This window comes from Guyparkeria sp. TX1, from assembly GCF_046523965.1.
GTDB lineage: Bacteria > Pseudomonadota > Gammaproteobacteria > Halothiobacillales > Halothiobacillaceae > Guyparkeria.
The window spans coordinates 2,024,072-2,049,137 of sequence record NZ_CP144142.1; the positions used below are offsets into that span (position 1 = coordinate 2,024,072).

Below are 25,066 nucleotides of genomic sequence, written 5' to 3' on the forward strand. Positions count from 1 at the left end.
TTTAATGACATGACCGGCAACGCCACGACGTTGATCAGGAGACACCGTGTCGCATCTCGCACCGACGAAGCTATCCGCTGAATTGCCGCTACTGTTCGGCGGGGACGTGATGCTCGGGCGCGGTATCGACCAGATCATGGCTTCGCCCTCCGACCCCGTACTCTACGAGGACTACGTCCGGGACGCGCGCGAGTATGTCCGGCTGGCCGAGCGGGCCAATGGCCCCGTGGCGCGAGATGCCGATGCCGATTATGTCTGGGGGGCGGCACTCGGCACGCTTGCCGACCCGTCCCGACGGCGCATCCTCAACCTCGAGACCGCGATCACCACCAGCGACACGCCGTGGCCGGGCAAAGGCATCCACTACCGCATGCAACCGGCCAATATCGGCTGCCTGACGGCCATCGCGCCTGACTGCCTGGTGCTGGGCAACAACCACGTGCTCGACTGGGGACGTACGGGGCTGATCGAAACCATCGAGACCCTCGAGGCCGCCGGTATCCCGTTTGTCGGCGCCGGTCGGGACCGGCACGAAGCCGAGCGCCCGGCCATCCTGCCCGGGGCGGAAGGTAACCGGCTGCTGGTATTCGCCGCCGGGCACGGCGACAGCGGCATCCCGGCCGACTGGGCGGCCAACGAGTCGAGTGCCGGCGTTCACTACCTGCCCGACCTCGACGAGACAGCCGTCGACCGGCTGGGCGAACTCATCGACTCCCATCGCCAACCGGGTGACACGGTGGTGTTTTCGATCCACTGGGGCAGCAACTGGGGCTACCAGATCCCCAAGACGCAGCGGCGGTTTGCCCATGCATTGGTCGACGAGGCGAACGTCGACCTGGTCCACGGCCACTCCTCGCACCACCCGCGTGCGTTCGAAGTTCACCTCGATCGCCTGATCCTTTACGGCTGCGGCGATCTGATCAATGACTACGAGGGCATCGGCGAGACCACCCCGTATCGATCCGACCTAGCCCTGCTCTATCGCCCGACCCTGTGCCGGGGGCGCCTGCAGCGCCTCGAACTCGATCCGTTCGCGATCCGCCAGTTGCAGTTGCAGGCTTGCTCACCACCGGACCGGGACTGGCTGCTGGGCGTGATCGACCGGCAGGCGCAACGCTTTGGTGGGCTGGTCACCGATACCGGCAACACCCTCTCCTACCGCTGGAGCGACTAGTCGGACTCGCGGTCAATCCCGCAGCACGGCGTGGCCGTGTCGACGTCCTGCAGGATCGCGCCGGTGATCGGGTTGGGCCGGTAGGTGGTGCAACCTTTCAGCCCCAGTTCGAAGGCTCGCTGGTAGATGGCCTCGAAATCGGTAAACGGCATCGATTCGGGCACGTTGATGGTCTTGGAAATCGCACTGTCGACGAACGGTTGCAACGCAGCCTGCATCGCCAAATGCGCCTCGGGCAGCAGGGCCTCGGCCTCGACGAAGGTGTCCGGCGCCTGGCCGTGCGGATGCCCGGCACGCCATTGCTGCCAGGCGCGGTCCTCGAGCCGAAACGACTCGCGCGTGCCGTCGCCGGTGAGCACCGATCGGCACAACTCACGGCGAAATATCGGCTCGACACCGGATGACACGTTTCCCGCCAGCAGGCTGATGGTGCCGGTGGGGGCGATCGCCGTCAGATGGCTGTTGCGGATGCCATCGCGGGCAATCCCGGCGCGGATGTCGCCCGGCAGCCCGCGGACAAACGGCCGATCGAGAAAACGAGCGACCTCGAAGTACGCAAACGGCCGCTTCTCCCGCGCCAGTTCAATCGAGGCGCGATAGGCAGCGTGCGTGATCGACTGCATGATCGCGCCGGCCTGTTCCCGCGCCTCGAGACTCTCGTAATGCAGCCCCAGCATGATCAGCGCATCGGCCAGTCCGGTGACGCCCAGGCCGATCCGCCGGCTGCCGCGCGCCTGCTCGGCCTGCGCCGGCAACGGGAACGACGAGGCATCGATCACGTTATCGAGAAAACGCACCGCCAGGCGAACGGTCGCCTCCAACCCGTCGTAGTCCAGCGTCGCCCGCGACGTGAACGCATCGCTCACGAAGCGCGTCAGGTTGATCGAGCCGAGATCACAGGCGCCGTAGGGCGGCAGCGGGATCTCGCCGCAGGGGTTAGTGGCCGAGATACGTTCACGATCGCCCAGATTGTTCCACTGGTTGATCCGGTCGATGAACAGCACGCCCGGCTCGGCGTGATCGTAGGTCGCCCGCATGATGTGCTCCCAGAGCTCGCGGGCGCGCACCCGGCGGAGCACCCGGCAGACGACCGGCTCGTCGAACCCGGGCCAATCGCGCCGAACCGTTTCGCCCGTGCCCTCCCCGCTCGCACCCTCCAGCGCGGCGGCCGGGAAGACCAGCGGCCAATCCGCATCGGCGTGTACCGCGGCCATGAAGGCATCGCTGACCAGCACCGAGCAGTTGAAATGCGTCAGTTCCCCGGAACGATGCTTGGCATCGACAAACGATTCGATATCCGGGTGATCGACCCGCAGGGTGGCCATCATCGCCCCGCGCCGGGCGCCGGTGGAGAGAATGGTGGCGCACATGCTGTCCCAGATACGCATGAACGAGACCGGTCCCGAGGCGATCGTGCCGGCGTGCCGCGCCGCCGTGCCGGCCGGGCGCAGCGTGGAGAAGTCGTAACCGACGCCGCCGCCCTGCTGCATGGTGATCGCGCCTTCCTTGAGCGCCTCGAAGATCCCGTCCATGGAATCCTCGATCGGGCCCATGACAAAGCAGTTGAATAGCGTCACCTGGCGGTTGGTACCGGCCCCGGCGAGGATGCGTCCGCCCGGCAGGAATCGAAAATCAGCCAGCAGATCGGCAAACCGCCGCTCCCAGACCGCGGGCTCGGCTTCGACCGTCGCCAGTGCCCGTGCCACACGTTGCCACGTGGCCTCGATGCCCGGCTCGTCGGCATAGCGATAACGGGTCGCCCAGATGTGCCGAGCGATGTCGGTGTCGAAGACCTGCGTCGTCATGGGTTACCTAGGCCGGGATCAGCCAGCGGGTGAACCACTCGGCCGCCAGCCGCGCGGCTTGGAACAAGGTGCCCGGCTCCTCGAACAGGTGCGTGGCCCCCGGCACGATGGCCAGTTCGGTGGTCGCCTGCATGCGATCGCGGGCCATCTGGTTGAGTTCGATCACCTGGGTATCCGCCCCACCGACAATCAGCAGGGTCGGGGCGACCACGCGAGGCAGTGCCTCGCCTGCCAGATCCGGTCGACCGCCCCGCGAGACCACCGCCCGAATCGAGTCGGGCAGCTGCGCGGCGGCCTTCAGCGCGGCGGCCGCCCCGGTGCTGGCACCAAAATACCCCTGCGGCAGCTCGGCCAGCTCGGGCTGTTCGGCCACCCACGCGGATGCCTGCGCAAGCCGGTCGGCCAGCCGTTCGATGTCGAAGCGATTCTCGTAGACCTCGTCCTCCGACTCACTCAGCAGGTCGAACAGCAGCGTGGCCAGTCCCACCTCGCGCAGCTGGCGTGCGACGAACTGATTGCGCGAGCTGTGTCGGCTACTGCCGCTGCCATGGGCGAACAACACCAATCCCCGAGGCTTGGCCGGCAACCCGAGTATGCCCTCATGAATCGCCCCGCCGAGCCGCATCTCGACGTTCTGTTCCGTATCAGCGTTCATTGCCCACCTCCCGGCCGGTGGCCTCCTGCAGCATGGCGATCACCTCGTGGTCGGTCACCTGCGGGAAACTGTCGTAGTAGGCACCGACCGCCCCCAGGTACTGATCGGTAATCTCCAGCGCCACCAACTCGTCGGCCTCCCGTTCCAGTTGCGCGGCCGTCGAGGCCGGGACCACCGGGATGGCGACCACCACCCGGGCCGGCTCGCGGGCGTCGGCATCGCGAATGGCCGCTCGCATCGTCAACCCGGTGGCAATCCCGTCATCCACGATGATGGCGAGTTTGCCGGTGACCGACGGCGCATCCGCCCGACCGTAAAGCGCCCGGCGCCGGGAGGCCTCCACCCGCTCGCGCGATTCGGCGTCCGCGAGCCAGTTCGGATCGATGGCGGCCTCCTCGCGCGGGTTGCAGACCCGCGCGCCCTGCTCGGGCACCGCGCAGATGGCGTATTCCGGTTGCATCGGGTGACCGATCTTGCGCGGAATCAACACGTCCAACGGCATATCCAGGTAGCGCGCCACTTCCAGGCCGAGGGATACCCCTCCCCGGGGGAGCGCGTAGACCACACCGGGCTGGCCCCGGAAGCGCTCCAGGGCCTCGGCCAACTGGCGGCCGGCCTCACGTCGATCGGCGAATCGCATGACACCCTCCCAAGACATCCTGCATGGAGGACCCACTCATCGGGTCTGACATGACTATAGCCATTCAGCCGAGGAACGCTGTTTTTTAACGGGGATTTTTATCGGGCAAACAGTAGGTTGCGAACGATAACAGGGTGATTGGCTGTACTATGTTTGATGGTGGAACGCCGGTTTGTTAGTCGCGCCACACTTACCCCAACGTCGTAAGTCGAGGTCTTATCGATTAGGGGAGCCATTGTGGCCAGCCGCGTTCCGGGACATCCACGTCAGTGGGTGATCAGCAATACGGGGAACCAACCGAGCGCGTCATTGCAGATGTCCGCTCGGCGTTCCTCGATCGGACCGTCTGAGGAAGTCGCGTGTCGCCACATCCTGGGTGCCAATGTCGCTCCGAGTGATGGGTTGACCCGCGGGTTTACGGCGACCCGAGGCCTTCAACCCGAACAAGGAGGAGAAGTGCCATGATCAGGAAACGATTGTTACGAGAACTGACCGCCTGCGGTCTTGCCGCGACCATGCTGACCGCTGCCCCAGCGGTACTGGCCGATGACGACAAGCAGCGACGCGGCATGTACGGACCGGGCATGATGGACGGCTCCGGCCCCTACGGACCCGGTTATGGCCAAGGTTATGGCCAGGGATATGGACCCGGTTACGGGATGCAGGGTGGCGCACCGTGTGCCCCCGGTACCGGCTATGGCCCCGGCATGATGGGTCCGGGTTATGGCGGTGGCTACGGCCCAGGCATGATGCAGCCGGGTTACGGCCCCGGGATGATGGGGCCGGGCATGATGGGCCCTGGTGGTGGCTACGGGCCGATGATGAACGGCTCCGGATCGGGCTGGGCCGGCCAACCCCTTTCCGAAAAGCAGGCCGAACGGGTCCGCGAGCTTCAGCAGGAAGAGCAGAAGCAGAACTGGGAGCGCATGCAGCAAATGCAGGATCGCCAGCGCGAACTCCAGCGCATGCAGCTCGCCGATGAACCCGACTTCGACGCGATCAAAAAGAAGTCTCGGGAGATCAGTGAGCTCCAGCAGGAAATGGCCGAGGAACGCATCGAGATGCAAAAGCGCATGCGCGAGGCCTTGGATCAGGACTGATCGTCACTCTCGATCCGACACGAAACCAGAAAGGCCGCCCACGATGGGGCGGCCTTTCTCTTTGTCGCTAGCGACTGGCACGGGATGCCGTGTCATGCCATCAATCGTTCAACCGTCGTCGGCGCTCCTCGAACTCCTCGTGGTCGATCTCGCCGCGCGCATATCGTTCCTTGAGTATGTCCAGTGCCGTGCGCCGACCGTCACGCGGCTCGGATGGCCGCTGCTGGCCGGAGGAAAGCAGCCACTTGATCAGCGCGACAATGCCGATGATCAGCAGCACCCAGAAGAGCACCATCAGCACCCAACCTGCGCCGTACATGCCGCCATGCGGCATCCAGCCATAACCCCAGTCGTACATGCCTTGCCTCCGTGGAATTCAGGAATGGTCCCGCCACCTGGGCGATTATCAGAAACCGTAACCCAGCAACCCCAGCACCCCGATCGTGATCAGGTAGATCGCGACGATGTAGTTGAGCAGTTTGGGAACGATCAGGATCGCGATGCCCGCGACCAGCGAGATCAGAGGAACAAACTCGATATGGAAGGTCATGCCTTTCTCCTTGCCTTGTCGTCAGTGTGACAACCGTAAACCACGACATCGATCGTGCCGCGCCCGGCAGGTGTTGTCCACCGGCCTGGCCGACACATTACAGGGCGCCCTCGTCACGGAGCACCTCGGCAAGGCGCTCGGCCATGGCTCGATAGCCCTCGGCATTCAGGTGCACCGCATCGGCCTTGTATCCCGGACGACGCAGCAGGCTGGCGACCAGATCATCCACGAGCACCACCCCGTGTTCCTCCGCCAGCGAGTCGTAAAGGGGAGCGGACTGCGAGAACAGGGACTTCTCCGGCACGCCGACGAGCATCACGGCAATGCCCTTCGCCTGGGCCTGGTTGATCATCCGGGCGAGGTTGCGCTTGGCCTCGGCCAGATCCTGGTTGCGCAGCACGTCATTGCCGCCCATGAGCAGGATCACCAGGTCGGGCGCATGGGTCTCGAGTGCCTCCGGCAGACGCGTCACGCCATCGGCCGTGGTCTCACCTGCCACACCGGCGTTGACCACTGTCCAACCCGTAAGCCGGGCGAGTTGCTCGGGATAGGCCGCCCCGGCCGGCGCCCCCACCCCCTCGGTCAGGCTATCGCCAAACGCCAGAATGGTCGCATCACGCGGCAACGGCTCGAGCGCCGGCTCGCCGCAGCCAACCAGCGCCAGCACGACAATGGCCAAAAGCCAGCGGCGTGATCGTCCGAATCCGTTCATCAATCGCTTGCCGCCTCGTTCCGCGCGGCATGTTTCTCGTCGAGCATCGCCCGGTCCGCCTCGATTACGGCCGACTCGATATCCTGGCGCGGATTGCGCGCCGACCAGCCCACCGACGCCTCGATGCCGGCCTCGGCCAGTGCCCCGCGGATCTTGTTCTCGATGCGCCAACCGGCGTCGGCGCCACTTTCCATGCAAAGCACGGCAAACTCGTCCCCGCCGATCCGCGCCACGGCATCGGTGTCGCGCATGGCCGCACGCAGCGCTTGCCCGGCGCGCACCAGCAGATCGTCACCGACTTCGTGGCCCTGGTTGTCGTTGACTTCCTTGAGGCGATCCAGGTCGATGATGACTACCGTTGCCGGGCTGCCATAACGCCTTGCACGACGCTCCTCGATCTCCACCCGTTCGTTCCAGCCGCGACGGTTGAGCAGCCCGGTGAGCGGATCGAGGCTTGCCTCCTCCCGCACGGCCTGGAGCGTTCGCGCCAACTCCACACCGTGCAACTCGGCCTCGAGGATGCTGCCCAGCAACCGGGCGAACAGGTGAACCAGGGGCAATTCGGCGTTTAGTGCCTCCGGCTGCGGGTCGGGGTCGATCGCGCACAGGGTGCCGAACAACTCGCCGTTCGCCCGCATCACCGGCACCCCCACGTACGCCCCGATCGGGACCTGACGACCGATCGGGGCGTCTCGATAGCTCGACACCTCGGCGGCGCGTGGCGCCGACTGCGGACCCTTTCCCACCACCATCAGCGAGCAAAACGAATCCGCCCAGCGCATGACGTCGCCGTCCGTCACCGCGTATCGATCCCCCTCGGCCTGGAGCACGAGCCAGTCCTCGCCCTCGGTGCGGGTCATCATCCAAAGCCCCAGGCCGGTGCGTTCGCTCAAGTGCGCCAGTACCGCCCGGCAGGCAGTGTCGAAATCGTCGTAAGGCAGGACATCAGCGGATTTGTCGGTCATCGTTCGAGACCCTCACCTCTGGGACGGGGTCGATGGCTCACCGACCGTGTCGAATCCCGAGTGTAGTGGTCAAGCATACACCTCGCGCGAGCCCGCGCACGCGGCTTTGTGGGTCGTGGCACGCCCGGCACGAAACCGATGCCGCCCTGCCCCGGCGCGTCACTTGTGACCTGGCGTAACGTCGTCGACGTGCCAGTGGACACGTCACGACATCGGGATGCCGGGCGGTATGAGATTCGTGCAGACCTCGTTTACCGTATGGCAACCATAAGGGATCGCAATTCCTCCCGGTTCCTGCTGATGGTAGACTCGCCGCCATTCGACCTTTCCTGATACTTGTTATGGCTCGCGCCAAGGTCCCCGCTCGATGATCGAACTTCGGACGTACGTCTTTATCGACTCGCTCCAGCCCCAGTTGGCGGAGTACTTGGCGACGGCGTCCCAGGGCTTTTTGCCGGTCCCGGGCGATGCCTGCCTGTGGGTCGAGGTCTCGCCGGGGATGGCCGTCCACCGGCTGACCGACATCGCGCTCAAGGCCTCCAGCGTGCGCCTGGCGCAGCAGGTAGTCGAGCGGGCCTTCGGCTCGATGGTCATCCACCACCGCGTGCAGAGCGACGTGGTCCAGGCCGGCAACACCGTGCTCGAGTACCTTGGCCGCGAGCAGACCGAGCGCCAGCCCTGCGAGATCGCGTGGCAGGAGATCATCCGCGGCATGACGCCGGACCACACGGTACTGATCAACCGCCAGAACCGCCGCGGCAACATGATCCTGCCGGATCAGAGCATGTTCATCCTCGAGGTCGAGCCGGCCGGTTACGTCGTCTACGCCGCCAACCAGGCGGAAAAGGCGGCCAATATCTCGCTGATCGACGTACGGGCCGTCGGCAAGTACGGCCGCCTGACGATTGCCGGCACCGAGGGCAACGTCGACGAGGCCGCCCGCGCGGCCATCGCCGCGGTCAAGAACCCCGCCATGACCTAGGGGCGCCGACTCATGCATCGCTGCGACCTGCTTGACCAACTCGCCCGCTACGACACGCGCTACCTCGACGAGGCCGCCTTCGTCCAGCGCGCGCGGCAGTTCGTTGCCACGCACCCCGACACCTTCTACCGCGAGCATCTGCCGGCGCACGTCTCGGCGTCCACCTGGGTGGTCAATCCCTCGCGTACCGCGGTGCTCCTGATGCACCACAAGAAGCTCGACTGCTGGCTGCAGCCCGGCGGGCATGCCGACGGCGATACCGACATGCGCAACGTGGCCTTCAAGGAGTGCGTCGAGGAGACGGGTGTATCACCCGAGCATGTCCGGCTGGTCGGTGACGAGATCTTCGATGTCGACATCCACGCCACCCAGGAGCCGCACCCGGACGCGATGCCCCACCACCACATCGATATCCGTTACCTGGTGGAAGTGGATGACAACGTCCCCGCGCCGGGCAATGAAGAATCCTTCGAGGTGCGCTGGGTGCCCGTCTCCATGGTCACGCGGCTGAACAACAGCCGCTCGACCCTGCGCATGGTCGACAAGACACGCAAGATGCGCTGATCCCCCACTGGCACGACACCAGTCGGCACAAAAAAGCCCGGATCCAATGGATCCGGGCTTTCTCGTCATGGGGTCGCACTGGGCGGCCCGAAGAAGGCCGTTAGCTTGCCTTAGCGAGGCCGCGAGCGTGGTCCACCGCGTCGTCGAACACCGTGGTCTCGTAGAGGGTCTCCATGTCGCCCGGCACCGTCATGCGTCCGTTGGTCGATCCCTTGCGGGGTCGCCGTGCGGGCCGCTGCACCAGATACATGCCGTCGGTGGCCTGTTCAACCAGGATGTTGCCGTTGCGGTAGAAACCGCGTTCCGCGTCCATCTTCTCTGCCATGAGCATCACACCTTTGTCGTGATCAGGCCGTACCGCAAAAGGCGGCCGACCGTGGTGAGTGACAGCCCCGGAACACTCCGAGGCGCCCACTGGTCCACTGTAGGCCACTCGTCACCGCTGTGTCATGGAAAAATATCGAAGCAAACCGAGCCCCGATTCTCGCAGCATTCGTTCTCGACGAACGACGGCCACAGGCGGGCACAGGCCCCGGGCCGTGATTTCGAAGTTGTCGAACAAGGTATGTATGCGGCCCACCATTGATCGGTGCTGCCGGAAATGACATCGACGCCCGGAATCCCTACAATGGCGGGCTTCTTGAGGGCTTTCCCGCTGAACTTCCAGACATCATTTCTGGCAGGATTTCCCGGCCCCATCGAATCGTGACGGAGACCGATCAGTGACCAGCAGCAACCGCCCGCGCATCAGCGGCACCCGCTTTCTCAGCGCCGACGATGCGCCGAACTCACGCCTGAGCCTGGGCTCGTCCCACCGCGATGCCTACCGCTCGGTCACCGGCACCGGCAGCCATTACGACGCGATCGACGTGCCCGCCAACGAGAGCTGCGTGATCTGCGCCCCGGCGACGCGCCGCCTGGCCGAAGACCTGTTCAACCAGTGGAACGCCGCCCTGCAGACCGGTGACGCCGCCAAGGTCACGGCGCTGTACGCCGAGGACGGCGTGCTGCTGCCCACTGTCTCCAATGTGCCGCGCACCAGCCACGCCGAAATCCAGGACTACTTCGAGCACTTCCTGGAGAAGGACCCGGTCGGCACCATCAACACGCGCAACGTGAAGCTCGGCTGCAACAAGCTGACCGACGCCGGCACCTACACCTTTCGCGTCACCGACAGGGACGAGACCCGCGACGTCCCGGCCCGCTACACCTTCGTCTACGAGAACCGCGACGGCCGCTGGCTGATCGTGCATCACCACTCCTCGATGATGCCGACCGACTGATCAGCGCGATCGCAACGATCAAACCAAAACGCCCGCCAATTTGGCGGGCGTTTTTTCAGGTCGCAACGAACCGGTTGGCCAAGCGCCCTACAGGGCCTTGCGAATCCGCTGGAATCCGGTCACGCCCGCCAGCACGATCGCGCCGGCAACCAGGCCCACGATCCCGTTGAACAACATCGGGACCAGCAGCCCGGCCAGACCCTCGAAACCGGGATCGATCCATTCGAGCAGATGGTGCAGGAACGGCAAGCCGTGGACCAGGATGCCACCACCGACCAGGAACATGGCGACCATGCCGACAACCGACAGCCCGCGCATGAACTTCGGTGCCGCCACCAGGATGCCGCGCCCGACCGCTTCTTTGAAGCGTCCCCAGGCATCGCCTCCGGCACCCTTCACCATCGCCAGCCCCCAGTCATCGAAGCGCACGATCCCCGCGACCAGCCCGTAGACGCCCACGGTGGCCACCAGCGCCACCAGTGACACGACCATGGCCTGGGTCCAGATGCCTGCCGCGCTCGCCGCGCCCAGCGCGATCACGATGATCTCGGCCGAGAGGATGAAATCGGTGCGGATCGCACCCTTGATCTGCGCTTTCTCCGCCTGCTTCATGTCCTTTTTCCCGTCGACGGCGGCCTCGAGCACCTCCTTGCGGTGCGCCTCGTCTTCCTCGGGACTGTGCAGCCACTTGTGGGCGATCTTCTCCGCGCCCTCAAAACACAGGAACAGCCCGCCGAGCATCAGCAGCGGGGTGATAAGCCACGGCAGGAAGGCACTGATCAGCAAGGCCGCAGGCACCAGGATCAGCTTGTTGAGGAACGATCCCTTGGCCACTGCCCAGACCACCGGCAACTCACGGCTCGCGCCGGCACCGCTGACCTGCTGGGCATTGAGCGCCAGGTCGTCACCGAGCACGCCGGCCGTGTTCTTGGCGGCGACCTTGGAGTAGACGGCGACATCGTCGAGCAGCGTGGCGATGTCGTCGAGCAGTGCGAGCAGCCCGGCTGTGGCCATGGTTCGATTTCCCTACTAGTTCTCGTGAAAAAATCCCGTTCGATCCGTCACGCAGTGTGGCACAGGCGCACCGGCTCGCGTCCGACGGGTCGGTGCGCCCACTGCGCACCCAAGGCATGCGAAGATAACGCCCCTCGCCCCACACGCGGGTCTTTTGGCAACGTAAGCGGCAATGAATTCCTACCAACGCAAGGCAGCCAACCTGATCGCCGTGGTGAGCATCGCGCTCGCCATCGTCGCGGCTAGCGGCGCGTGGCTGATCGTGCCGGGGGATGGCGCGCTGACGGCCGCCCTGTTCGCCGCGCTGGCGGCGATCGCCTGCGGAGCGATGATCTACCCGATGGTGGTGCGCCTGAACAACGAGCAAGACCGCCAGTCGCGCCACCTGCTGAGCTCCCACGTCGCCCTGCTCGAGGCCATGGGCAAGGCGGTAGCCAAGCGTGACTCGGACACGGGCGATCACAACTACCGCGTCACCGACATCGCCATGGCCATCGGCGAGCGCATGGGCCTGGGCAAGGCGGCGATGCGCGCCCTGCTCTCCGGCGCCCTGCTCCACGACGTCGGCAAGATCGGCGTGCCGGATCGCATCCTGCTCAAGCCCGGCCGGCTCGACGACCACGAGATGGCGCTGATGCGCTCACATGTCCCACAGGGCGAGGACATCGTCGACGGCATCCCCTCGCTCGAGGAGGCCCGCGACGTGATCGCGTGTCACCACGAGAAATGGGACGGCAGCGGTTATCCGCGCGGGCTGGCCGGCGAGGCCATCCCGCTCGGTGCCCGCATCTTCGCCGTCGCCGACGTCTTCGACACACTGTGCTCACCGCGCCCCTACAAGGAGGCCATGTCCTTCGAGACGGCCTGGGGCATCATCCGCGACGATGCCGGCAGCCACTTCGACCCCAAGGTGGTCGAGGCCTTCCGTCCCATCGCCCGCCGCCTGTACGAACTGCACTTCAACGGTGACGCCCGGCGCTCACGTGAACTGCTCGAGCGCCAGATCCGCAAGTACTTCTTCTAGGGAAGGTGACCTGCCCTACTCGGGCATTTCCACCTCGTCTTCCGGCACCACCGGCCGGCTGCGGTAGGGGTAGTTCTTCAACCTCGTGTCGCCGCGCACGTGCGGCTCGGCGATGGTCTTCTCCGGGTCGACCCACTCTTCCCACTGGAAGTCCTCGATCACCTCGGCCTGGTAACTTTGCTCAAGCGGGTGTTCGAGGATGTCGTTGATATGCTGCCACTGGTAATGGCGCATCAAGTCGACCTGGTAGGGCGTCGGGTTGCCACCGGCCTGCTTGACCACCGCCTTGAGCGCGTTGACCTTCTCCATCGATACGGTCGGCTCCCAGTCGATCTTGCCCGGCAGCATCACCGGCTCGCCCGGGATGTTGTTGATGCCCTGCTTCCAGGTCGCCAGCACGGCGGTGTCCGTGTCCTCGCGGTACAGCAGGATGGCGTGGCTGTAGCGCGTGTCCTTGAAGAAGCCCAGCGTGCCGTACTGCAGGCGCGCCCCGGTCAGGTAGGCGACCGCGTCCGACCAGCACGGCGAGGTACCACTGATGCCACGCAGCACGCTGCGATCGATGATTCCGTCCGGGAACAACGTCTGGAAGGCCACCCAGGCCGCGTTGGCCGCGTGCGTGGTGCCCTCGCAATCGTGACCGTGGAAACGCACCAGGTCCTTGAGCGTAACCGGGTAGGTGTAGGGGTAATAGCGCCCCTGCGTGCCGCGGGTGGCCAGCATCTCGAACACCGGCGCGTGGGGTCTCGCCACCATCGAGGCGTACCAGGTCGGCTCGCGATCCGGCGCCTCAACGCCCGTCTCGATGAACATCGTCCGACCCTGCTCGAAGGTCGGCTCGTCGGCAATTGCTGCCGACCACGTCCCCCACAGGCCCATCACGCCCAATGACGCGACCAGCCCCGCGGCAAATCTTGTCCAACTCGATTTCATGGCACTGACCCTCCACGACTGTCCATTCGATCACCCGGCACCGTGGACAGGTCTCGCGCCTCATCACCTACATCTCGCGCCACCCTGCCCATCAACGAGCATAGGCCTTGCAGCACCGGAAACCACAAGACCCGTCGTTTAACGGGTCTACTGGACAGGCTCAGGTTTTAGGCGAGCGACCGTCAGTCGTAATGCACCGCCAACCAGACCGTATCCTCGTCCGGTGCGGTCCAGGCAACGCGGTGCCGAGTGTGGGCGGGAATGCTGAGATGGTCACCCGGGCCAAGGGTGACCTCCTCGCCGTGCTCGAATGCCACCACGCCTTTCCCCTTCAGCACGACCACCCACTCGTGGCGAGCCTGGTCGTACCAGCCGGAGGCCGGCGAGGTGTGACCGTGCGAGACGATGCGTTCCACCAACACGTGCTCGGCCTCGACCAGCGTGTCGAAGCACTCTTCCGTCAGGTGCGCGGGCATGTTTTCGAACAGATTGGCGGTCATGGATCACGTCTCTCCTGAGTGGAAACATGCAACGGCAACCACGTGAATGGGCGACGCAAAAGGACGGATGCGCAGCTCGTCGATAGGTCTGTCTTCGCGCATTTGATAACCGAGCGACATCCATACTAGATTCCTTGAGCGCTCCGCGACGCGAGCGCGTTTGGCAAGCCTTTTCCTATTCACTGGGAGGAATTCTCATGGATTCAGACCGCATCAAAGGCAAATGGAAACAGATCAAGGGCCGTATCAAGGAGGAATGGGGAGATCTGAGGGATGACGACCTAGACGAGGCCGAAGGTCACCGTGATTACCTGGTCGGCAAGGTGCAGGAACGGTATGGCATTGGCAAGGACGAAGCGCGCAAGCAGGTCGAGGAGTTCGAGCGCAAGCTCTGAATGCGCAACCGCGGGCCGCTGTTGTCAGCGGCCTGATTGACTCACGTCCCTGCTCAAGCAAGCCGTCTTCCTTCACGAGCCGGGGCGTACTCCAGCCATCCGCCAGCCAATCTGGGCATTACCCTTCCCCCCAACATAGCCCGACCAATGGAAGCCCGACCGCCCCCGGGCACATGCACCGCGAGCCTCTCTCGCCATACATAAGCGCCAAACCGGCAATTGAGGAACCCTCGCCCCCGGTCACAATGGCACTGGACGATCGGCAGCAATCGGGGAAACCGCTTCGGGCAGCGGGAACATAATCCGTCTCGGATAGTATCCGGCTAAATCGACACGTCGTTTGCCCATCCCAGGCGAAGCCAGGTCCACTCTTCCAGCGAACAATCGCCACACCCATGCGGGATTCGGGGAAATACCCGCAATGACAGCGCGGAATTTACCGGGGCAAAAGACCGTATCAATCACGCGGTTTCTCGGAACATAACCACCGTCCACGTCCGGTCTTTAGTCACGCGCCATCACCAACAGGGACGAGGCACAACGAATTCATAGCTATTCCTGGCCAGCCGGATGGCGCCAGCATGGTACGAAAGAACCGACGCGCCACCCCGGAATCGCACCCTCGCGGGTCTGCGAAGACCATCGCCTCACGCAAACCCGGGCTTCTGAAATAACTAAACACTTTCGGTAATTGTGTGGCAATGGAACGTCTGTTGTACTAAGAACCAATAACTGTGCTATTTGTGTAACCAACGCATTTCGAGAAAACCATAAAGTTAAGTATTTAATGGATTTCTAAATTACCAGAAACGGTTTCTGATTCCGCCAACCCATACCGAGAGCTTTCAAGCCAAGGAGGGCCGCGATGATGTGGAAAAAACTGCTATTGGCTCTGACCACCCTGTCCACGGCGGTCGTTGCCGCTGCGCAGGAGGAACCAAGCGCCTTCAACATGACCCGCGGGGTCACCGAAGTCAGCCGCGACGCCTACGACATGCACATGCTGCTGTTCTGGGTTTGCGTGGCGATCGGTGTCGGCGTGTTCGGCGTCATGATCTGGTCGCTTATCCGGCATCGGCGATCTCGCGGAGCGAGGGCGGCCAAGTTCTCGGAAAACACCGTGGTCGAGGTGGTCTGGACCGCCATCCCGGTACTGATCCTCGTGGCCGTGGCCGTTCCTGCCACGGCCGTTTTGTTGAAGACCAACTCACCATCGCCAGAACCGGACGTCATCGTCGATGTACACGGCTCCCAGTGGAAATGGGAGTACGTCTATCCCGACGAGGACATCTCCTTCTTCAGCAACCTCTCCTCCAGCAGCCGCGATGCCAGCCAGCTGAACGCCGAGAAATCACCGGCCGATGCCCCCAATTACCTCGTCGATGTCGACAACCCGCTGGTTGTCCCGGCGGGCAAGGACGTTCGGTTGCGCATCACCAGTGACGACGTGATCCACTCCTGGTGGGTACCGCAGCTGGGCTTCAAGAGAGACGCGGTCCCCGGCCAGTTCAACAACGCCGACATCCGTATTGACGAACCCGGCACCTACCGCGGCCAGTGCGCCGAACTCTGCGGTTCGGGGCATGCCTACATGCCCGTTGTCGTCGAGGCGGTAACGCCAGAGGCGTACAACGAATGGCTGGCCCAGAAGAAGCAGGCTGCAGCCGCGGAGGCCGAAGAGGCTTCCGGCCCATGGAACCGCGAGGTGGCCATGGCGCAAGGCAAGAAGATCTACGACTCGGCCTGCGCCTCCTGCCACCAAGCCAACGGCAAGGGCATCGAGGGCACCTTCCCCGCGCTGGAAGGCGGCGAGATCACCACCGGTCCTGTCGAGGGACACCTGAAGATCGTGATCCACGGCAGCGAGAAAAACCCGGTCATGCAGGCCTACGGCGACCAGCTGAGCGATCGCGAGATCGCGGCCGTGGTCACCTACGAGCGCAATGCCTGGAGCAATGACACCGGTGACCTGGTCACCCCGGAAGCAGTGGAGGCGGCACGATGAATCAAACAGCGGATTCTGTAGTCGATCAGATCGAACACGAGCACAGCCATCACGGGCCGAGAAAAGGCCCGCTGCGTTGGCTGCTGACCGTCAATCACAAGGACGTCGGCACCATGTACCTGGTGCTTGCCCTGGTGGCGCTGCTGGTCGGTGGCGTCATGGCGCTGGTCATCCGAGCCGAATTGTTCCAGCCGGGGCTGCAACTGACCCAGCCGCAGTTCTTCAACTCGCTAACCACCATGCACGGCCTGACCATGATCTTCCTGGCGATCATGCCGGGGCTGACGGGGCTGGCCAACTGGATGGTGCCGTTGCAGGTCGGCGCGGACGACATGTACTGGCCGCGGGTCAATAACTGGGCCTTCTGGATGCTGCCGCCGGCGGCGATCATGCTGTGGATCGGCTTTTTCATGCCCCAGGGCGCGCCCGGCGGCGGCTGGACCCTGTACGCGCCGCTCTCGTCGACCTACGCCCCGCCGTCGATCGACTGGGTGATCATGGCGATCCACATCATGGGCATCTCCTCGATCCTCGGTGCACTCAACATCATCCTCACGATCCTGAAGATGCGCGCCAAGGGGATGAGGCTCTGGGACATGCCGCTGTTCACGTGGACCTGGCTGATCACCGGCTTTCTGCTGCTGCTGGCGATGCCAACGCTGGCCATCGCGGTCACCATGCTCCTGACCGATCGGCACCTGGGCACCGCCTTCTTCGATGCCACTAACGGCGGCGACCCGGTGCTGTTCCAGCACATCTTCTGGTTCTTCGGTCACCCCGAGGTGTACATCATGATCCTGCCGGCCTTCGGCGTGGTCTCGGAGATCGTGCCGGCATTCAGCCGAAAGCCGCTCTTCGGGCGCACGTCGATGATCTGGGCCGTCATCGCCATCACCTTCCTGTCGGCGATCGTCTGGGCGCACCACATGTTCACCGTGGGCCTGCCGGTCGAGGCACAAGTGCTGTTCATGTACACCACGATGCTGATCGCGATCCCCACCGGCATCAAGATATTCAACTGGGTCGCCACCATGTGGCGCGGGTCGATGACGTTCGAGGCGCCGATGCTCTGGGCGCTCGCCTTCATCTTCCTGTTCACGATCGGCGGCTTTTCCGGACTGATGCTGGCCGACGTGCCGGCCGACTACCAGTATCACGACACCTACTTTGTCGTGGCGCACCTGCACTACGTGGTGGTGACCGGCTCGCTGTTCGCCATCATCGCCGGGGTCTATTTCTGGCTGCCCAAGTGGACCGGCCACATGTACAACGAGAAGCTCAGCCAGTGGCACTTCTGGTTGTCGGCCATCTCGGTCAACGTCACGTTCTTCCCGATGCACTTCGCCGGGCTGGCCGGCATGCCTCGCCGGATTCCCGACTACCCGTTGCAGTTCATGGACTTCAACATGATCTCGACCGTGGGGGCGTTTGTCTTCGGCTTCTCCCAGCTGCTGTTCATCTGGCTGATAATCCAGACGATCCGTGGCGGCAAGAAGGCGGGCAACCGCCCCTGGGATGGTGCAAAAGGCCTGGAATGGACCCTGTCCTCTCCGCCGCCGTACCACACGTTCACCGAGCCCCCGTCTCGCCAGACGATTCATGACGAAGGCCCGCACGGCTACCACTGAGGCGAACGTGAGACGACTCGGCCGCAGCGCGCAATGAACGGGATCTCGTCGCCAATGAAGGACGCGCGCGACAGCACGACAAGGCGAGGGGCGAAAATGGCAACGGCCAGGGACAACCGAACGGCTGACCTCACCGAAGGGACGGCATCGGCGAAGGGCGCCACCCCCGGCGGGCATCGATTCCGCCCTGCCCTGGTGCAAAGCCTCGCGACGCTGGTCCTGCTGCCGGTCTTTGTCGGGCTGGGTGTCTGGCAGGTACAGCGGGCGGCGGAAAAGCAGCATCTGCTCGAAGCCGAGTCGGCTGCAACGCAAGCCTCGCCGGTGCCGATCGGATCACTCGGTCCCACCAACGTGCCATTGCACGCCCGGGCCAGCGGCCGGTACGACGAGCACCTGTTCCTGCTGGACAACCGGGTACGGAATCGCCGCGCGGGCTACGAGGTGCTGGCGCCGTTGCGCATCACGGACGACGAGGCGGTACTGGTCAACCTGGGCTGGATAGCGCAAGGCGAAAGCCGCGAGCTACTGCCCACGGTCGGGGCACCAACCGGAACGGTGCAGGTTACCGGTCTGGCCATGACGCCCCAGCCACCACCGTTCGAACTGTCCGATCGCGAGACCTTCGCCGCCGGCTGGCCCAAGGTGGTACAGACCGCGGCACCCGGGACGCTGGAAAAGGAACTGGGCTACCGGTTGCGGCCGGTCGTGCTTTATCCCGACGGCTCCGAGGTCGCGGCACACAAGGTCGAGGTCATGCATGAGTTCGGCCCGTCGCGGCATCACGCCTACGCGGCGCAGTGGTTCGGATTCGCGGTGGTACTGGTGATTGTGTACCTGTGGCACGGCCTGCACCGGGGCAAACAAGGGAGAAACGCAAATTGGACGCAGTAATGACGCATGCCAATCGACGGCAATGGATCATTCTTCTGAGCTTGGCGGCGATCTTCATCCTGCCGCTGGCCGCTTCGTGGACCATGTACACCCTCCAGCCGTTCGAGAAACGGGGCGGACTCGAACACGGGGAGTTGATCACCCCCGCCGAGAAGGTGCCGGTGACAGGACTGGTAACGCTCGACGGTGAGCCCGTCGACGCCAACCTTTTCCAGGGCAAATGGACCTTGCTCTATCACGTGCCCGCCGGCGAGAACCAGGCCGGCTGCGACGCGGATTGCCGCGCGCTGATGGACACCCTCCGCCGGGTTCGCCTGGCGCAGGACGAAGGGATGCGGGTCGTGCAACGGGTCCTGCTGGAGCCGGCAGGCACTGGCCGACCCGCGGATTTCGACCAGGGTTTGCAGGTGCTCGAAAGCAACCAATGGCCGTTGGCACGCGAGTCCGTCTATGTGGTCGATCGACAGGGTTACCTGGTGTTGCGCTACGACGCCGGGTTCGATCCGCAGGGACTGCTGAAGGACCTGGAGCGCCTGTTGCGACTGGCCGGGGAGGGTTAACGTGGTGATTCTCAACTCGGCAAAGCAACGTATGAAAAGCACGGGTTCCGGCCGCGTCTACCGTCGCCTGACCTACCTGGCCACGGTGCTGGCCCTGGTGGTGGTCGTGCTCGGCGCCTACGTGCGCCTGACCGATGCCGGCCTGGGCTGCCCGGACTGGCCGGGCTGCTACGGCCATCTGACGGTTAGTTCGGCCCAGGCCAATGAAAGCCAAGTCAACGCCCTCTACCCCGACCAGCCATTGGAGGCCGGCAAGGCCCTCAACGAAATGGTGCACCGCTATGCCGCCGGGACCCTCGGCCTGCTGATCGTGATGCTGGTGGCGATCGGCTGGTGGTACAAGCGCCATCGGGCCCTCTTGTCCACCCTCGCCGCGCTGGTCGTGTTCCAGGCCCTGCTGGGCATGTGGACCGTGACCATGCTGCTCAAGCCCGTGGTGGTAACCGCCCACCTGTTGGGCGGCATGGCCGTGCTATCCATGCTCTGGTGGATATGGCTCGACAACCGCCACCGATGTCTGCGTGAGGCCGGGGCAACACCGCTGCCATCATCGACGGTAAGCCCCGGCATGCGCTGGTTCGCCGCAATCGGCCTGGTGCTGCTGATTGGCCAGATCTTCCTTGGCGGCTGGACCTCGACCAATTACGCCGGGCTGGCCTGCAGCGGCTTCCCCACCTGCAACGGCCAGTGGTGGCCGGATGCAGACTACGGCTCCGTCTTCGGTCTGCACGAAGTGAACGACCTGCATGGCCCCGGCCTGATCGCCACCCAGTGGTTTCATCGACTGGGGGCGCTGGTCGTGTTCATCACCCTGCTGGCATTGACGATCAAGGCAAGCCCAGTGGCGCCGCGAGTGGCCGTGGCCATCGGCACCCTGCTGGGGCTGCAGATATCGATCGGCGTCGCCAATGTCCTGTTCGGACTGCCCCTGGCGATGGCCGACGCCCACAACGCGGTCGCCGCGCTACTGCTGCTGGCGGTCCTCGCGCTCAATCACCACCTCAATCATCCGCTGACCCCCGCGATGGGTCAGGCACCGAAGGGAGTGTGCACATGAACGTTCGAGCCCAGACGGTTGCCGCGATCGGCGCCTTCCCGTGGCGCAGCTATGTCAAGCTGTGCAAGCCCAAGGTCGTCTCGCTGGTGGTGTTCACGGCACTGGTTGCCATGCTCCTGGCCGCGCCGCCGGGAAATCTGCCCTGGACGCTGCTCCTGGCCGGCACCGCCGGCATTACCCTCGCCGGTTTCTCGGCGGCGGCGTTCAACCACATCGCCGACCGCGAGATCGACGCGGAAATGGGCCGGACCAAGGCCCGGCCGCTGCCCACCGGCGACGTGTCGAGAAGCGCGGCGACCATCTTCGCCAGCCTGCTCGGCACGGCCTCGCTGGCCCTGCTGTGGTTCGCGGTCAACCCGCTCACCGCCGTGCTGACCCTGTTCACCCTGATCGGCTACGCCGTGATCTACACCCGCTATCTCAAGTGGATCGGGCCGCAGAACATCGTGCTGGGCGGGGCCTCGGGCGCGGCGCCGGCCCTGCTGGGCTGGACCGCCGTCACCGGCGTGGTCGGCTGGGAGGCCATCACCCTGTTCCTGATCATCTTCGTCTGGACGCCGCCACATTTCTGGCCGCTGGCGATCGCCCGGCGCGAGGAGTATGCCGCCGCCAAGGTGCCGATGATGCCGGTCACCAACGGCGTGACCTACACCAAGCGTCAAACCCTGTACTACGCGATCGCCCTGCTGCCCGTCAGCCTGCTGCCGGTGCTGGTGGGCATGAGCGGCCCGGTGTACCTGGTTGGTGCCACGCTGCTGGGTGGCAGTTTCATCCTGCGCGCCTGGCGGCTGCTGCACGTCGACAGCGACCGGCAGGCCATGAAGCTGTTCGGTTTCTCGATCACCTACCTGACCGCGCTGTTCGCCCTGATGCTGGCCGATCACTACCTGCCGCTCGGTTCCTTGCCGGCAGTGCTTGGTTAACCTGACCGACCGCGGGGGAGGAAATCATGACGCTGCCAACCATCCTCGAGCAGACCGTCGCCTTCCTCCAGCCGTACGACTTCTCGCCAACGGTGCTGCTGGTCTGTATCGGCGCCGGCCTGCTCTACCAACGGGGCTGGCGCAAGGCAGGTGGCGGGCTGGGCCAGGCCGTGATGTTCTGGATCGGGCTGGTGGCGATGTATGTCGTGCTGCAGACCCAGTTCGATTACTACGGCCAGCACAGCTTCTTCATGCATCGCTTGCAGCACCTGGTGCTGCACCACGTTGCCCCGTTCCTGATCGCCGTCTCGGCGCCGGCCGCGATTCTCGGGGCCGGCCTGCCCGAGCCCATCCATCGTTCCGTGGTCGCGCCGCTGCGACGCAACTGGCTGCTGCGCCGCCTGTATGCCGCGATCCAGGAGCCGCTGGTGGCGGGCGCGATCTTCGTCGGCCTGATCTACTTCTGGCTGATCCCGTCGGTGCACTTCTACGCCATGCTCAACGTGCCGCTCTACAACACGATGAACTGGGGCATGGCGATCGACGGGCTGCTGTTCTGGTGGATGATCTTCAACCTGCGCGCGCCGGGCGCGAGCGACATGCGCCACTACGGCTACCGCCTGCTGGTGCTGTTCCTGGTGATGTTTCCGCAGATCGCCCTCGGCGCCTACATCGCCCTGAGTGACCACGACCTGTTCGGCATCTACGCGGCTTGCGGCCGCATCCTGCCGATCACACCCCTGACGGACCAGGCGATTGGCGGCCTGCTCACCTGGGTTCCCGCGGCGATGATGAGCGTCGTCGGTGGACTGGTGCTGGTGCATCGATGGAACCGCCGGAGCCGTCACGTACAGAAACCCGTTTCCCCCACCCTTGGCTGTGCGAGGTGAGATCGTGTCGCGATCCAAACATCTGATCCTTTGGCTACTGCCCCTGTTCCTGCTCGGTTGCAGCGGGGAGGCATCCAACCAGTGGCACGGCCACAACATCACCGGCGTCATGCCGGACCTCGAGTTCGAACTGACCGACCACACCGGCCAACCGGTCACCGCCGAAGACTACCGCGGCAAGGTCACCATGATGTTCTTCGGCTACACCAGCTGCCAGCACGTCTGCCCGGTCGCCCTCAGCAAGCTGGCCGCCGCAACCCGGGAGCTGGGCGACCAGGCCGACAAGGTCGAGATCCTGTTCGTCGCGGTCGACCCCAAGCGCGACAAGAAGGTGCTCGACGACTACGTCACCGAATTCACCCCCGACCTCGTCGGCCTGACCGGCACCCAGAAGCAACTCAAAGCCGTGGCCAAGCGTTACCGCGTTGCCTTCAGCTACGAAGAGCCGCGTGAGGACGGCTTTTACATCGTCAATCACAGCGGCGCGGTATTCGTCTTCGGCCCGCAGGGAAAGGTCCGCCTGCTGATCGACGAGCAGTCCAGGACCGCCAATATCACCGAGGATCTCCGGCGCCTGATCGAGCAATCGTCCGGTTGATCCGGCCTCGGCACGAGGGCCGTTCTCCTTGAGGCGGCGTCTGGGTCAGCTGAACCTATTGACGAATGGCCGCGCGGCGCGGCCGTGAGGGTGACAGGCGAGAGCGCGATCGACCCCGATGGCCTGCCTCGAGGCGCTGGTGTATGTTCGATGGCATTCCATGCGTCGACAGGGAGCCACGACGATGAGCGAACACGTGCTGGTAGGCGGGGCCGATGGCCATGCCGTGAACCAACTGGGCCGGATGAGCAATCGGCACGGCCTGATCGCCGGGGCGACGGGCACCGGCAAGACCGTCAGCCTGCAGATCCTCGCCGAAGGTTTCTCCCGGCTGGGCGTGCCGGTCTTCGCCGCCGACATCAAGGGCGATCTTTCCGGACTGGCGGCCGCCGCCAAGCCTCATCCCAAGGTCGACGAGCGGGTTGAGCGCATCCCGGTGCCGGACTACCAGGCGGAGGCCTCGCCGGTGCTGTTCTGGGACCTGTTCGGCGAGTCCGGCCACCCGATACGCACCACCGTCTCGGAAATGGGGCCGTTGCTGCTCGGCTCCCTGCTCGAACTCAACGACACCCAGGAGGGCGTGCTCTACGCGGCCTTCCGCATCGCCGACGATGAAGGCATGCTGCTGCTCGACCTCAAGGACCTGCGCTCGTTGTTGAACTGGATGGGCGAGCATCGCAGCGAGCTCTCGCAGGAATACGGCAATCTGGCACCGGCCAGCATCGGGGCCATCCAGCGCCGTCTGCTGGTCCTACAGGAACAGGGTGGCAATCACTTCTTCGGCGAGCCTGCCGTCGAACTCAAGGACCTGATGCGCACGGATTTCTCGGGGCGCGGCGTGATCAGCCTGCTGGATGCCACCCGCCTCTACCGCGATTCGCCGCGGCTATACAGCGCGTTCCTCCTGTGGCTGCTGGCCGAGCTGTTCGAGGAATTGCCCGAGGCTGGCGACGCGGCACTACCGAAGCTGGTGTTCTTCTTCGACGAGGCGCACCTGTTGTTTGATCAGGCCACGCCGGCGCTGCTGGAGAAGATCGAGCAGGTGGTGCGGTTGATCCGCTCCAAGGGAGTCGGTGTCTACTTCGTCACGCAAAGCCCCACCGACGTGCCCGACACGGTTCTGGGGCAACTCGGGCTCAAGCTCCAGCATGCCCTGCGCGCCTTCACGCCCAAGGACCGCAAGGCGATCCGTGCCGCGGCCCAGAACTTCCCGGCCAACCCCGGTCTCGACGTCGAAGCGACCCTGACGGACCTGGGCATCGGCGAGGCGCTGGTATCGATACTGGATGCCAAGGGCCGTCCGCAGCCGGTGCAACGCACCTTGATCGTGCCGCCCCGCTCGCGCATGGGGCCGTTGTCTGACGAGGAACGCGCCGAGGTACTGTCGCGATCGCCACTTGCCGGGCAATACGACACGGTGAACGACCGGGACTCGGCCTACGAGGAGCTGGCTCGGCGTACCGAGACGCGCCAGAAGGAACTGGACGAGCAAGCCGATGCGCCGTCGAAGACAAAGGGAAAGTCGACATCCCGTGGTGACTCGGCCGGCGTCGCCTTCCTCAAAAGCGCCGCGCGCAGCTTCGGCACCCAGCTCGGTCGCCACCTGGTGCGTGGCCTGCTCGGCGCGTTATCGGGAAAACGATAAGCGCGGCTGGGTTATCACCCCTCAACGCCCCACGGGCGAGGCACACCGATTCCATATCGGCGCCACACAGGCACAAAAAAGCGGCCATCCGGAAATCCCGCGATGGCCGCCTTGGTCAGTGGGTGTTCAGGACTTGAACAGCCCGCCCAGCATGCCTTGCAACCCGCTGGCCGGCACCTGACTGTTTTCATCTACCTCGCCCTTGGGCGTCAGTCGATCGACGACCTGAGGAAGCGCCTTGGCAAGCATGCCGGATGCCTGGCCGGGATCGATGCCGAATTTCGAGGCCAGGTTGTTCAGGGTGTCGTTGCCCACGGCCGACGACACCTGGCTGGCATCGATGGGCTGATTGCTCCCATTACCCACCCAAGATGCGACCTGCTCGCCCAATCCGGCTTGTTGGAATTTCTGCAACAGGCCGCTCAGACCACCGCTGTCCTGGATCAGCTGGGTGATCATGCCCAACAGCGCACCATTGCCCTCCGGCCCGCCGAACCCCTTGCCCAGCACCTTGCCGACCACACCATCCAATAGACCCATGACCCTCTCCCCCTGCTGATGCGTCCGAAGACC

28 protein-coding genes are annotated in these 25,066 nt (G+C 64.6%); 16 read left to right on the forward strand and 12 right to left on the reverse strand.

Features of this window, described 5'->3' with window-relative positions; translation table 11 throughout:
• The first annotated feature begins 46 nt into the window (after positions 1–46).
• Positions 47–1,174 (forward strand): CapA family protein, encoded by a 1,128-nt coding sequence (locus VWP12_RS09315; RefSeq protein WP_410473895.1) that lies wholly within the window; start codon positions 47–49, stop codon positions 1,172–1,174.
• Here VWP12_RS09315 and VWP12_RS09320 read toward each other — a convergent pair.
• The 3 genes from VWP12_RS09320 to VWP12_RS09330 are packed head-to-tail and all read right to left on the reverse strand — an operon-like array spanning position 1,171 to position 4,274.
• Complete coding sequence (locus tag VWP12_RS09320; protein WP_410473896.1) at positions 1,171–2,979, reverse strand: adenosylcobalamin-dependent ribonucleoside-diphosphate reductase; 1,809 nt, start codon at positions 2,977–2,979, stop codon at positions 1,171–1,173. The two genes, VWP12_RS09315 and VWP12_RS09320, sit on opposite strands and share 4 nt — an antisense overlap.
• Before the next feature lie 7 nt (positions 2,980–2,986).
• Complete coding sequence (locus VWP12_RS09325; RefSeq protein ID WP_410473897.1) at positions 2,987–3,634, reverse strand: dienelactone hydrolase family protein; 648 nt, start codon at positions 3,632–3,634, stop codon at positions 2,987–2,989.
• The gene (locus tag VWP12_RS09330; protein ID WP_410473898.1) at positions 3,624–4,274 is read right to left on the reverse strand and encodes a phosphoribosyltransferase; all 651 of its coding nucleotides are present in this window, start codon (positions 4,272–4,274) and stop codon (positions 3,624–3,626) included. Before VWP12_RS09330 ends, VWP12_RS09325 begins: the two co-directional genes overlap by 11 nt.
• Before the next feature lie 461 nt (positions 4,275–4,735).
• Here VWP12_RS09330 and VWP12_RS09335 point away from each other — a divergent pair, with 461 nt between their 5' ends.
• Entirely contained in the window at positions 4,736–5,374 is a 639-nt protein-coding gene (locus tag VWP12_RS09335) for a Spy/CpxP family protein refolding chaperone (RefSeq protein ID WP_410473899.1), read from the forward strand.
• Between the two features lie 100 nt (positions 5,375–5,474).
• Here the strand turns inward: VWP12_RS09335 and VWP12_RS09340 are convergent, their stop codons facing one another.
• The 4 genes from VWP12_RS09340 to VWP12_RS09355 form a co-directional block, all read right to left on the reverse strand.
• Positions 5,475–5,732, reverse strand: a complete 258-nt coding sequence (locus VWP12_RS09340) for an SHOCT domain-containing protein (protein WP_125199021.1) — start codon at positions 5,730–5,732, stop codon at positions 5,475–5,477.
• A 48-nt stretch (positions 5,733–5,780) separates the two neighbouring features.
• Positions 5,781–5,924, reverse strand: coding sequence for a DUF3096 domain-containing protein (locus VWP12_RS09345; protein ID WP_125199022.1), 144 nt, complete (start codon positions 5,922–5,924; stop codon positions 5,781–5,783).
• Between the two features lie 97 nt (positions 5,925–6,021).
• Complete coding sequence (locus VWP12_RS09350) at positions 6,022–6,636, reverse strand: arylesterase (protein WP_410473900.1); 615 nt, start codon at positions 6,634–6,636, stop codon at positions 6,022–6,024.
• Positions 6,636–7,601, reverse strand: coding sequence for a diguanylate cyclase (locus VWP12_RS09355; RefSeq protein ID WP_410473901.1), 966 nt, complete (start codon positions 7,599–7,601; stop codon positions 6,636–6,638). The genes VWP12_RS09350 and VWP12_RS09355 overlap by 1 nt, the downstream gene beginning before the upstream one ends.
• 367 nt (positions 7,602–7,968) lie before the next feature.
• Between VWP12_RS09355 and VWP12_RS09360 the strand changes: the two genes are divergently transcribed.
• Together VWP12_RS09360 and VWP12_RS09365 are read left to right on the forward strand one after the other, a co-directional pair.
• Positions 7,969–8,583 carry a BMC domain-containing protein gene (locus VWP12_RS09360; protein ID WP_125199025.1) on the forward strand — a complete coding sequence of 205 codons (615 nt, stop codon included), beginning with the start codon at positions 7,969–7,971 and terminating at the stop codon, positions 8,581–8,583.
• A gap of 12 nt (positions 8,584–8,595) precedes the next feature.
• On the forward strand, positions 8,596–9,147 hold the full coding sequence (locus tag VWP12_RS09365) for an NUDIX hydrolase (RefSeq protein ID WP_410473902.1): 552 nt from the start codon (positions 8,596–8,598) through the stop codon (positions 9,145–9,147).
• A 100-nt stretch (positions 9,148–9,247) separates the two neighbouring features.
• Here VWP12_RS09365 and VWP12_RS09370 read toward each other — a convergent pair whose 3' ends face one another.
• A complete protein-coding gene (locus VWP12_RS09370; RefSeq protein WP_125199027.1) occupies positions 9,248–9,472 on the reverse strand; it encodes a hypothetical protein in 225 nt (74 codons plus the stop codon).
• A gap of 397 nt (positions 9,473–9,869) precedes the next feature.
• Here VWP12_RS09370 and VWP12_RS09375 point away from each other — a divergent pair, with 397 nt between their 5' ends.
• Positions 9,870–10,430, forward strand: coding sequence for an SgcJ/EcaC family oxidoreductase (locus VWP12_RS09375; RefSeq protein ID WP_410473903.1), 561 nt, complete (start codon positions 9,870–9,872; stop codon positions 10,428–10,430).
• 87 nt (positions 10,431–10,517) lie between these two features.
• On the opposite strand, the gene VWP12_RS09380 is transcribed toward VWP12_RS09375, so the two are convergent.
• Positions 10,518–11,444: a DUF808 domain-containing protein gene (locus VWP12_RS09380; RefSeq protein ID WP_410473904.1), complete on the reverse strand. Its 927-nt coding sequence runs from the start codon at positions 11,442–11,444 to the stop codon at positions 10,518–10,520.
• 172 nt (positions 11,445–11,616) lie between these two features.
• Here VWP12_RS09380 and VWP12_RS09385 point away from each other — a divergent pair, with 172 nt between their 5' ends.
• Positions 11,617–12,468, forward strand: a complete 852-nt coding sequence (locus VWP12_RS09385) for an HD-GYP domain-containing protein (RefSeq protein ID WP_125199030.1) — start codon at positions 11,617–11,619, stop codon at positions 12,466–12,468.
• A 15-nt stretch (positions 12,469–12,483) separates the two neighbouring features.
• Here VWP12_RS09385 and VWP12_RS09390 read toward each other — a convergent pair whose 3' ends face one another.
• The gene (locus VWP12_RS09390; RefSeq protein WP_410473905.1) at positions 12,484–13,401 is read right to left on the reverse strand and encodes a formylmethanofuran dehydrogenase subunit E family protein; all 918 of its coding nucleotides are present in this window, start codon (positions 13,399–13,401) and stop codon (positions 12,484–12,486) included.
• Between the two features lie 182 nt (positions 13,402–13,583).
• Positions 13,584–13,901: a cupin domain-containing protein gene (locus VWP12_RS09395; RefSeq protein WP_410473906.1), complete on the reverse strand. Its 318-nt coding sequence runs from the start codon at positions 13,899–13,901 to the stop codon at positions 13,584–13,586.
• A 197-nt stretch (positions 13,902–14,098) separates the two neighbouring features.
• Here VWP12_RS09395 and VWP12_RS09400 point away from each other — a divergent pair, with 197 nt between their 5' ends.
• From VWP12_RS09400 to VWP12_RS09445, 10 genes are all read left to right on the forward strand, one after another.
• Positions 14,099–14,296 carry a CsbD family protein gene (locus VWP12_RS09400; RefSeq protein WP_410473907.1) on the forward strand — a complete coding sequence of 66 codons (198 nt, stop codon included), beginning with the start codon at positions 14,099–14,101 and terminating at the stop codon, positions 14,294–14,296.
• 865 nt (positions 14,297–15,161) lie between these two features.
• Positions 15,162–16,301 (forward strand): cytochrome c oxidase subunit II, encoded by a 1,140-nt coding sequence (coxB, locus tag VWP12_RS09405; protein ID WP_410473908.1) that lies wholly within the window; start codon positions 15,162–15,164, stop codon positions 16,299–16,301.
• Positions 16,298–17,929, forward strand: coding sequence for a cytochrome c oxidase subunit I (gene ctaD / locus VWP12_RS09410; protein WP_410473909.1), 1,632 nt, complete (start codon positions 16,298–16,300; stop codon positions 17,927–17,929). The genes coxB and ctaD overlap by 4 nt, the downstream gene beginning before the upstream one ends.
• 54 nt (positions 17,930–17,983) lie before the next feature.
• Positions 17,984–18,820 carry an SURF1 family protein gene (locus VWP12_RS09415; RefSeq protein WP_410473910.1) on the forward strand — a complete coding sequence of 279 codons (837 nt, stop codon included), beginning with the start codon at positions 17,984–17,986 and terminating at the stop codon, positions 18,818–18,820.
• A complete protein-coding gene (locus VWP12_RS09420; RefSeq protein ID WP_410473911.1) occupies positions 18,820–19,380 on the forward strand; it encodes a hypothetical protein in 561 nt (186 codons plus the stop codon). The genes VWP12_RS09415 and VWP12_RS09420 overlap by 1 nt, the downstream gene beginning before the upstream one ends.
• A 31-nt stretch (positions 19,381–19,411) precedes the next feature.
• Complete coding sequence (locus VWP12_RS09425; protein ID WP_410473912.1) at positions 19,412–20,437, forward strand: COX15/CtaA family protein; 1,026 nt, start codon at positions 19,412–19,414, stop codon at positions 20,435–20,437.
• Entirely contained in the window at positions 20,434–21,360 is a 927-nt protein-coding gene (gene cyoE, locus VWP12_RS09430) for a heme o synthase (RefSeq protein ID WP_410473913.1), read from the forward strand. The genes VWP12_RS09425 and cyoE overlap by 4 nt, the downstream gene beginning before the upstream one ends.
• A 26-nt stretch (positions 21,361–21,386) precedes the next feature.
• Positions 21,387–22,250: a cytochrome c oxidase assembly protein gene (locus VWP12_RS09435; RefSeq protein WP_410473914.1), complete on the forward strand. Its 864-nt coding sequence runs from the start codon at positions 21,387–21,389 to the stop codon at positions 22,248–22,250.
• A gap of 4 nt (positions 22,251–22,254) precedes the next feature.
• Entirely contained in the window at positions 22,255–22,848 is a 594-nt protein-coding gene (locus VWP12_RS09440; RefSeq protein WP_410473915.1) for an SCO family protein, read from the forward strand.
• Between the two features lie 184 nt (positions 22,849–23,032).
• Positions 23,033–24,493: a helicase HerA-like domain-containing protein gene (locus VWP12_RS09445; RefSeq protein WP_410473916.1), complete on the forward strand. Its 1,461-nt coding sequence runs from the start codon at positions 23,033–23,035 to the stop codon at positions 24,491–24,493.
• Positions 24,494–24,619: 126 nt separating this feature from the next.
• Here VWP12_RS09445 and VWP12_RS09450 read toward each other — a convergent pair whose 3' ends face one another.
• A complete protein-coding gene (locus tag VWP12_RS09450) occupies positions 24,620–25,033 on the reverse strand; it encodes a YidB family protein (RefSeq protein ID WP_410473917.1) in 414 nt (137 codons plus the stop codon).
• Positions 25,034–25,066: the final 33 nt, after the last annotated feature.

Bases quoted from the DNA above. Each gene is read 5' to 3' on its own strand.
- VWP12_RS09320 (WP_410473896.1), bottom strand. From the start codon at position 2,979: ATGACGACGCAGGTCTTCGACACCGACATCGCTCGGCACATCTGGGCG.
- VWP12_RS09325 (WP_410473897.1), bottom strand. From the start codon at position 3,634: ATGAACGCTGATACGGAACAGAACGTCGAGATGCGGCTCGGCGGGGCG.
- VWP12_RS09330 (WP_410473898.1), bottom strand. From the start codon at position 4,274: ATGCGATTCGCCGATCGACGTGAGGCCGGCCGCCAGTTGGCCGAGGCC.
- VWP12_RS09335 (WP_410473899.1), top strand. From the start codon at position 4,736: ATGATCAGGAAACGATTGTTACGAGAACTGACCGCCTGCGGTCTTGCC.
- VWP12_RS09340 (WP_125199021.1), bottom strand. From the start codon at position 5,732: ATGTACGACTGGGGTTATGGCTGGATGCCGCATGGCGGCATGTACGGC.
- VWP12_RS09345 (WP_125199022.1), bottom strand. From the start codon at position 5,924: ATGACCTTCCATATCGAGTTTGTTCCTCTGATCTCGCTGGTCGCGGGC.
- VWP12_RS09350 (WP_410473900.1), bottom strand. From the start codon at position 6,636: ATGAACGGATTCGGACGATCACGCCGCTGGCTTTTGGCCATTGTCGTG.
- VWP12_RS09355 (WP_410473901.1), bottom strand. From the start codon at position 7,601: ATGACCGACAAATCCGCTGATGTCCTGCCTTACGACGATTTCGACACT.
- VWP12_RS09360 (WP_125199025.1), top strand. From the start codon at position 7,969: ATGATCGAACTTCGGACGTACGTCTTTATCGACTCGCTCCAGCCCCAG.
- VWP12_RS09365 (WP_410473902.1), top strand. From the start codon at position 8,596: ATGCATCGCTGCGACCTGCTTGACCAACTCGCCCGCTACGACACGCGC.
- VWP12_RS09370 (WP_125199027.1), bottom strand. From the start codon at position 9,472: ATGGCAGAGAAGATGGACGCGGAACGCGGTTTCTACCGCAACGGCAAC.
- VWP12_RS09380 (WP_410473904.1), bottom strand. From the start codon at position 11,444: ATGGCCACAGCCGGGCTGCTCGCACTGCTCGACGACATCGCCACGCTG.
- VWP12_RS09385 (WP_125199030.1), top strand. From the start codon at position 11,617: ATGAATTCCTACCAACGCAAGGCAGCCAACCTGATCGCCGTGGTGAGC.
- VWP12_RS09390 (WP_410473905.1), bottom strand. From the start codon at position 13,401: ATGAAATCGAGTTGGACAAGATTTGCCGCGGGGCTGGTCGCGTCATTG.
- VWP12_RS09395 (WP_410473906.1), bottom strand. From the start codon at position 13,901: ATGACCGCCAATCTGTTCGAAAACATGCCCGCGCACCTGACGGAAGAG.
- VWP12_RS09400 (WP_410473907.1), top strand. From the start codon at position 14,099: ATGGATTCAGACCGCATCAAAGGCAAATGGAAACAGATCAAGGGCCGT.
- coxB (WP_410473908.1), top strand. From the start codon at position 15,162: ATGATGTGGAAAAAACTGCTATTGGCTCTGACCACCCTGTCCACGGCG.
- ctaD (WP_410473909.1), top strand. From the start codon at position 16,298: ATGAATCAAACAGCGGATTCTGTAGTCGATCAGATCGAACACGAGCAC.
- VWP12_RS09415 (WP_410473910.1), top strand. From the start codon at position 17,984: ATGAAGGACGCGCGCGACAGCACGACAAGGCGAGGGGCGAAAATGGCA.
- VWP12_RS09420 (WP_410473911.1), top strand. From the start codon at position 18,820: ATGACGCATGCCAATCGACGGCAATGGATCATTCTTCTGAGCTTGGCG.
- VWP12_RS09425 (WP_410473912.1), top strand. From the start codon at position 19,412: ATGAAAAGCACGGGTTCCGGCCGCGTCTACCGTCGCCTGACCTACCTG.
- cyoE (WP_410473913.1), top strand. From the start codon at position 20,434: ATGAACGTTCGAGCCCAGACGGTTGCCGCGATCGGCGCCTTCCCGTGG.
- VWP12_RS09435 (WP_410473914.1), top strand. From the start codon at position 21,387: ATGACGCTGCCAACCATCCTCGAGCAGACCGTCGCCTTCCTCCAGCCG.
- VWP12_RS09445 (WP_410473916.1), top strand. From the start codon at position 23,033: ATGAGCGAACACGTGCTGGTAGGCGGGGCCGATGGCCATGCCGTGAAC.
- VWP12_RS09450 (WP_410473917.1), bottom strand. From the start codon at position 25,033: ATGGGTCTATTGGATGGTGTGGTCGGCAAGGTGCTGGGCAAGGGGTTC.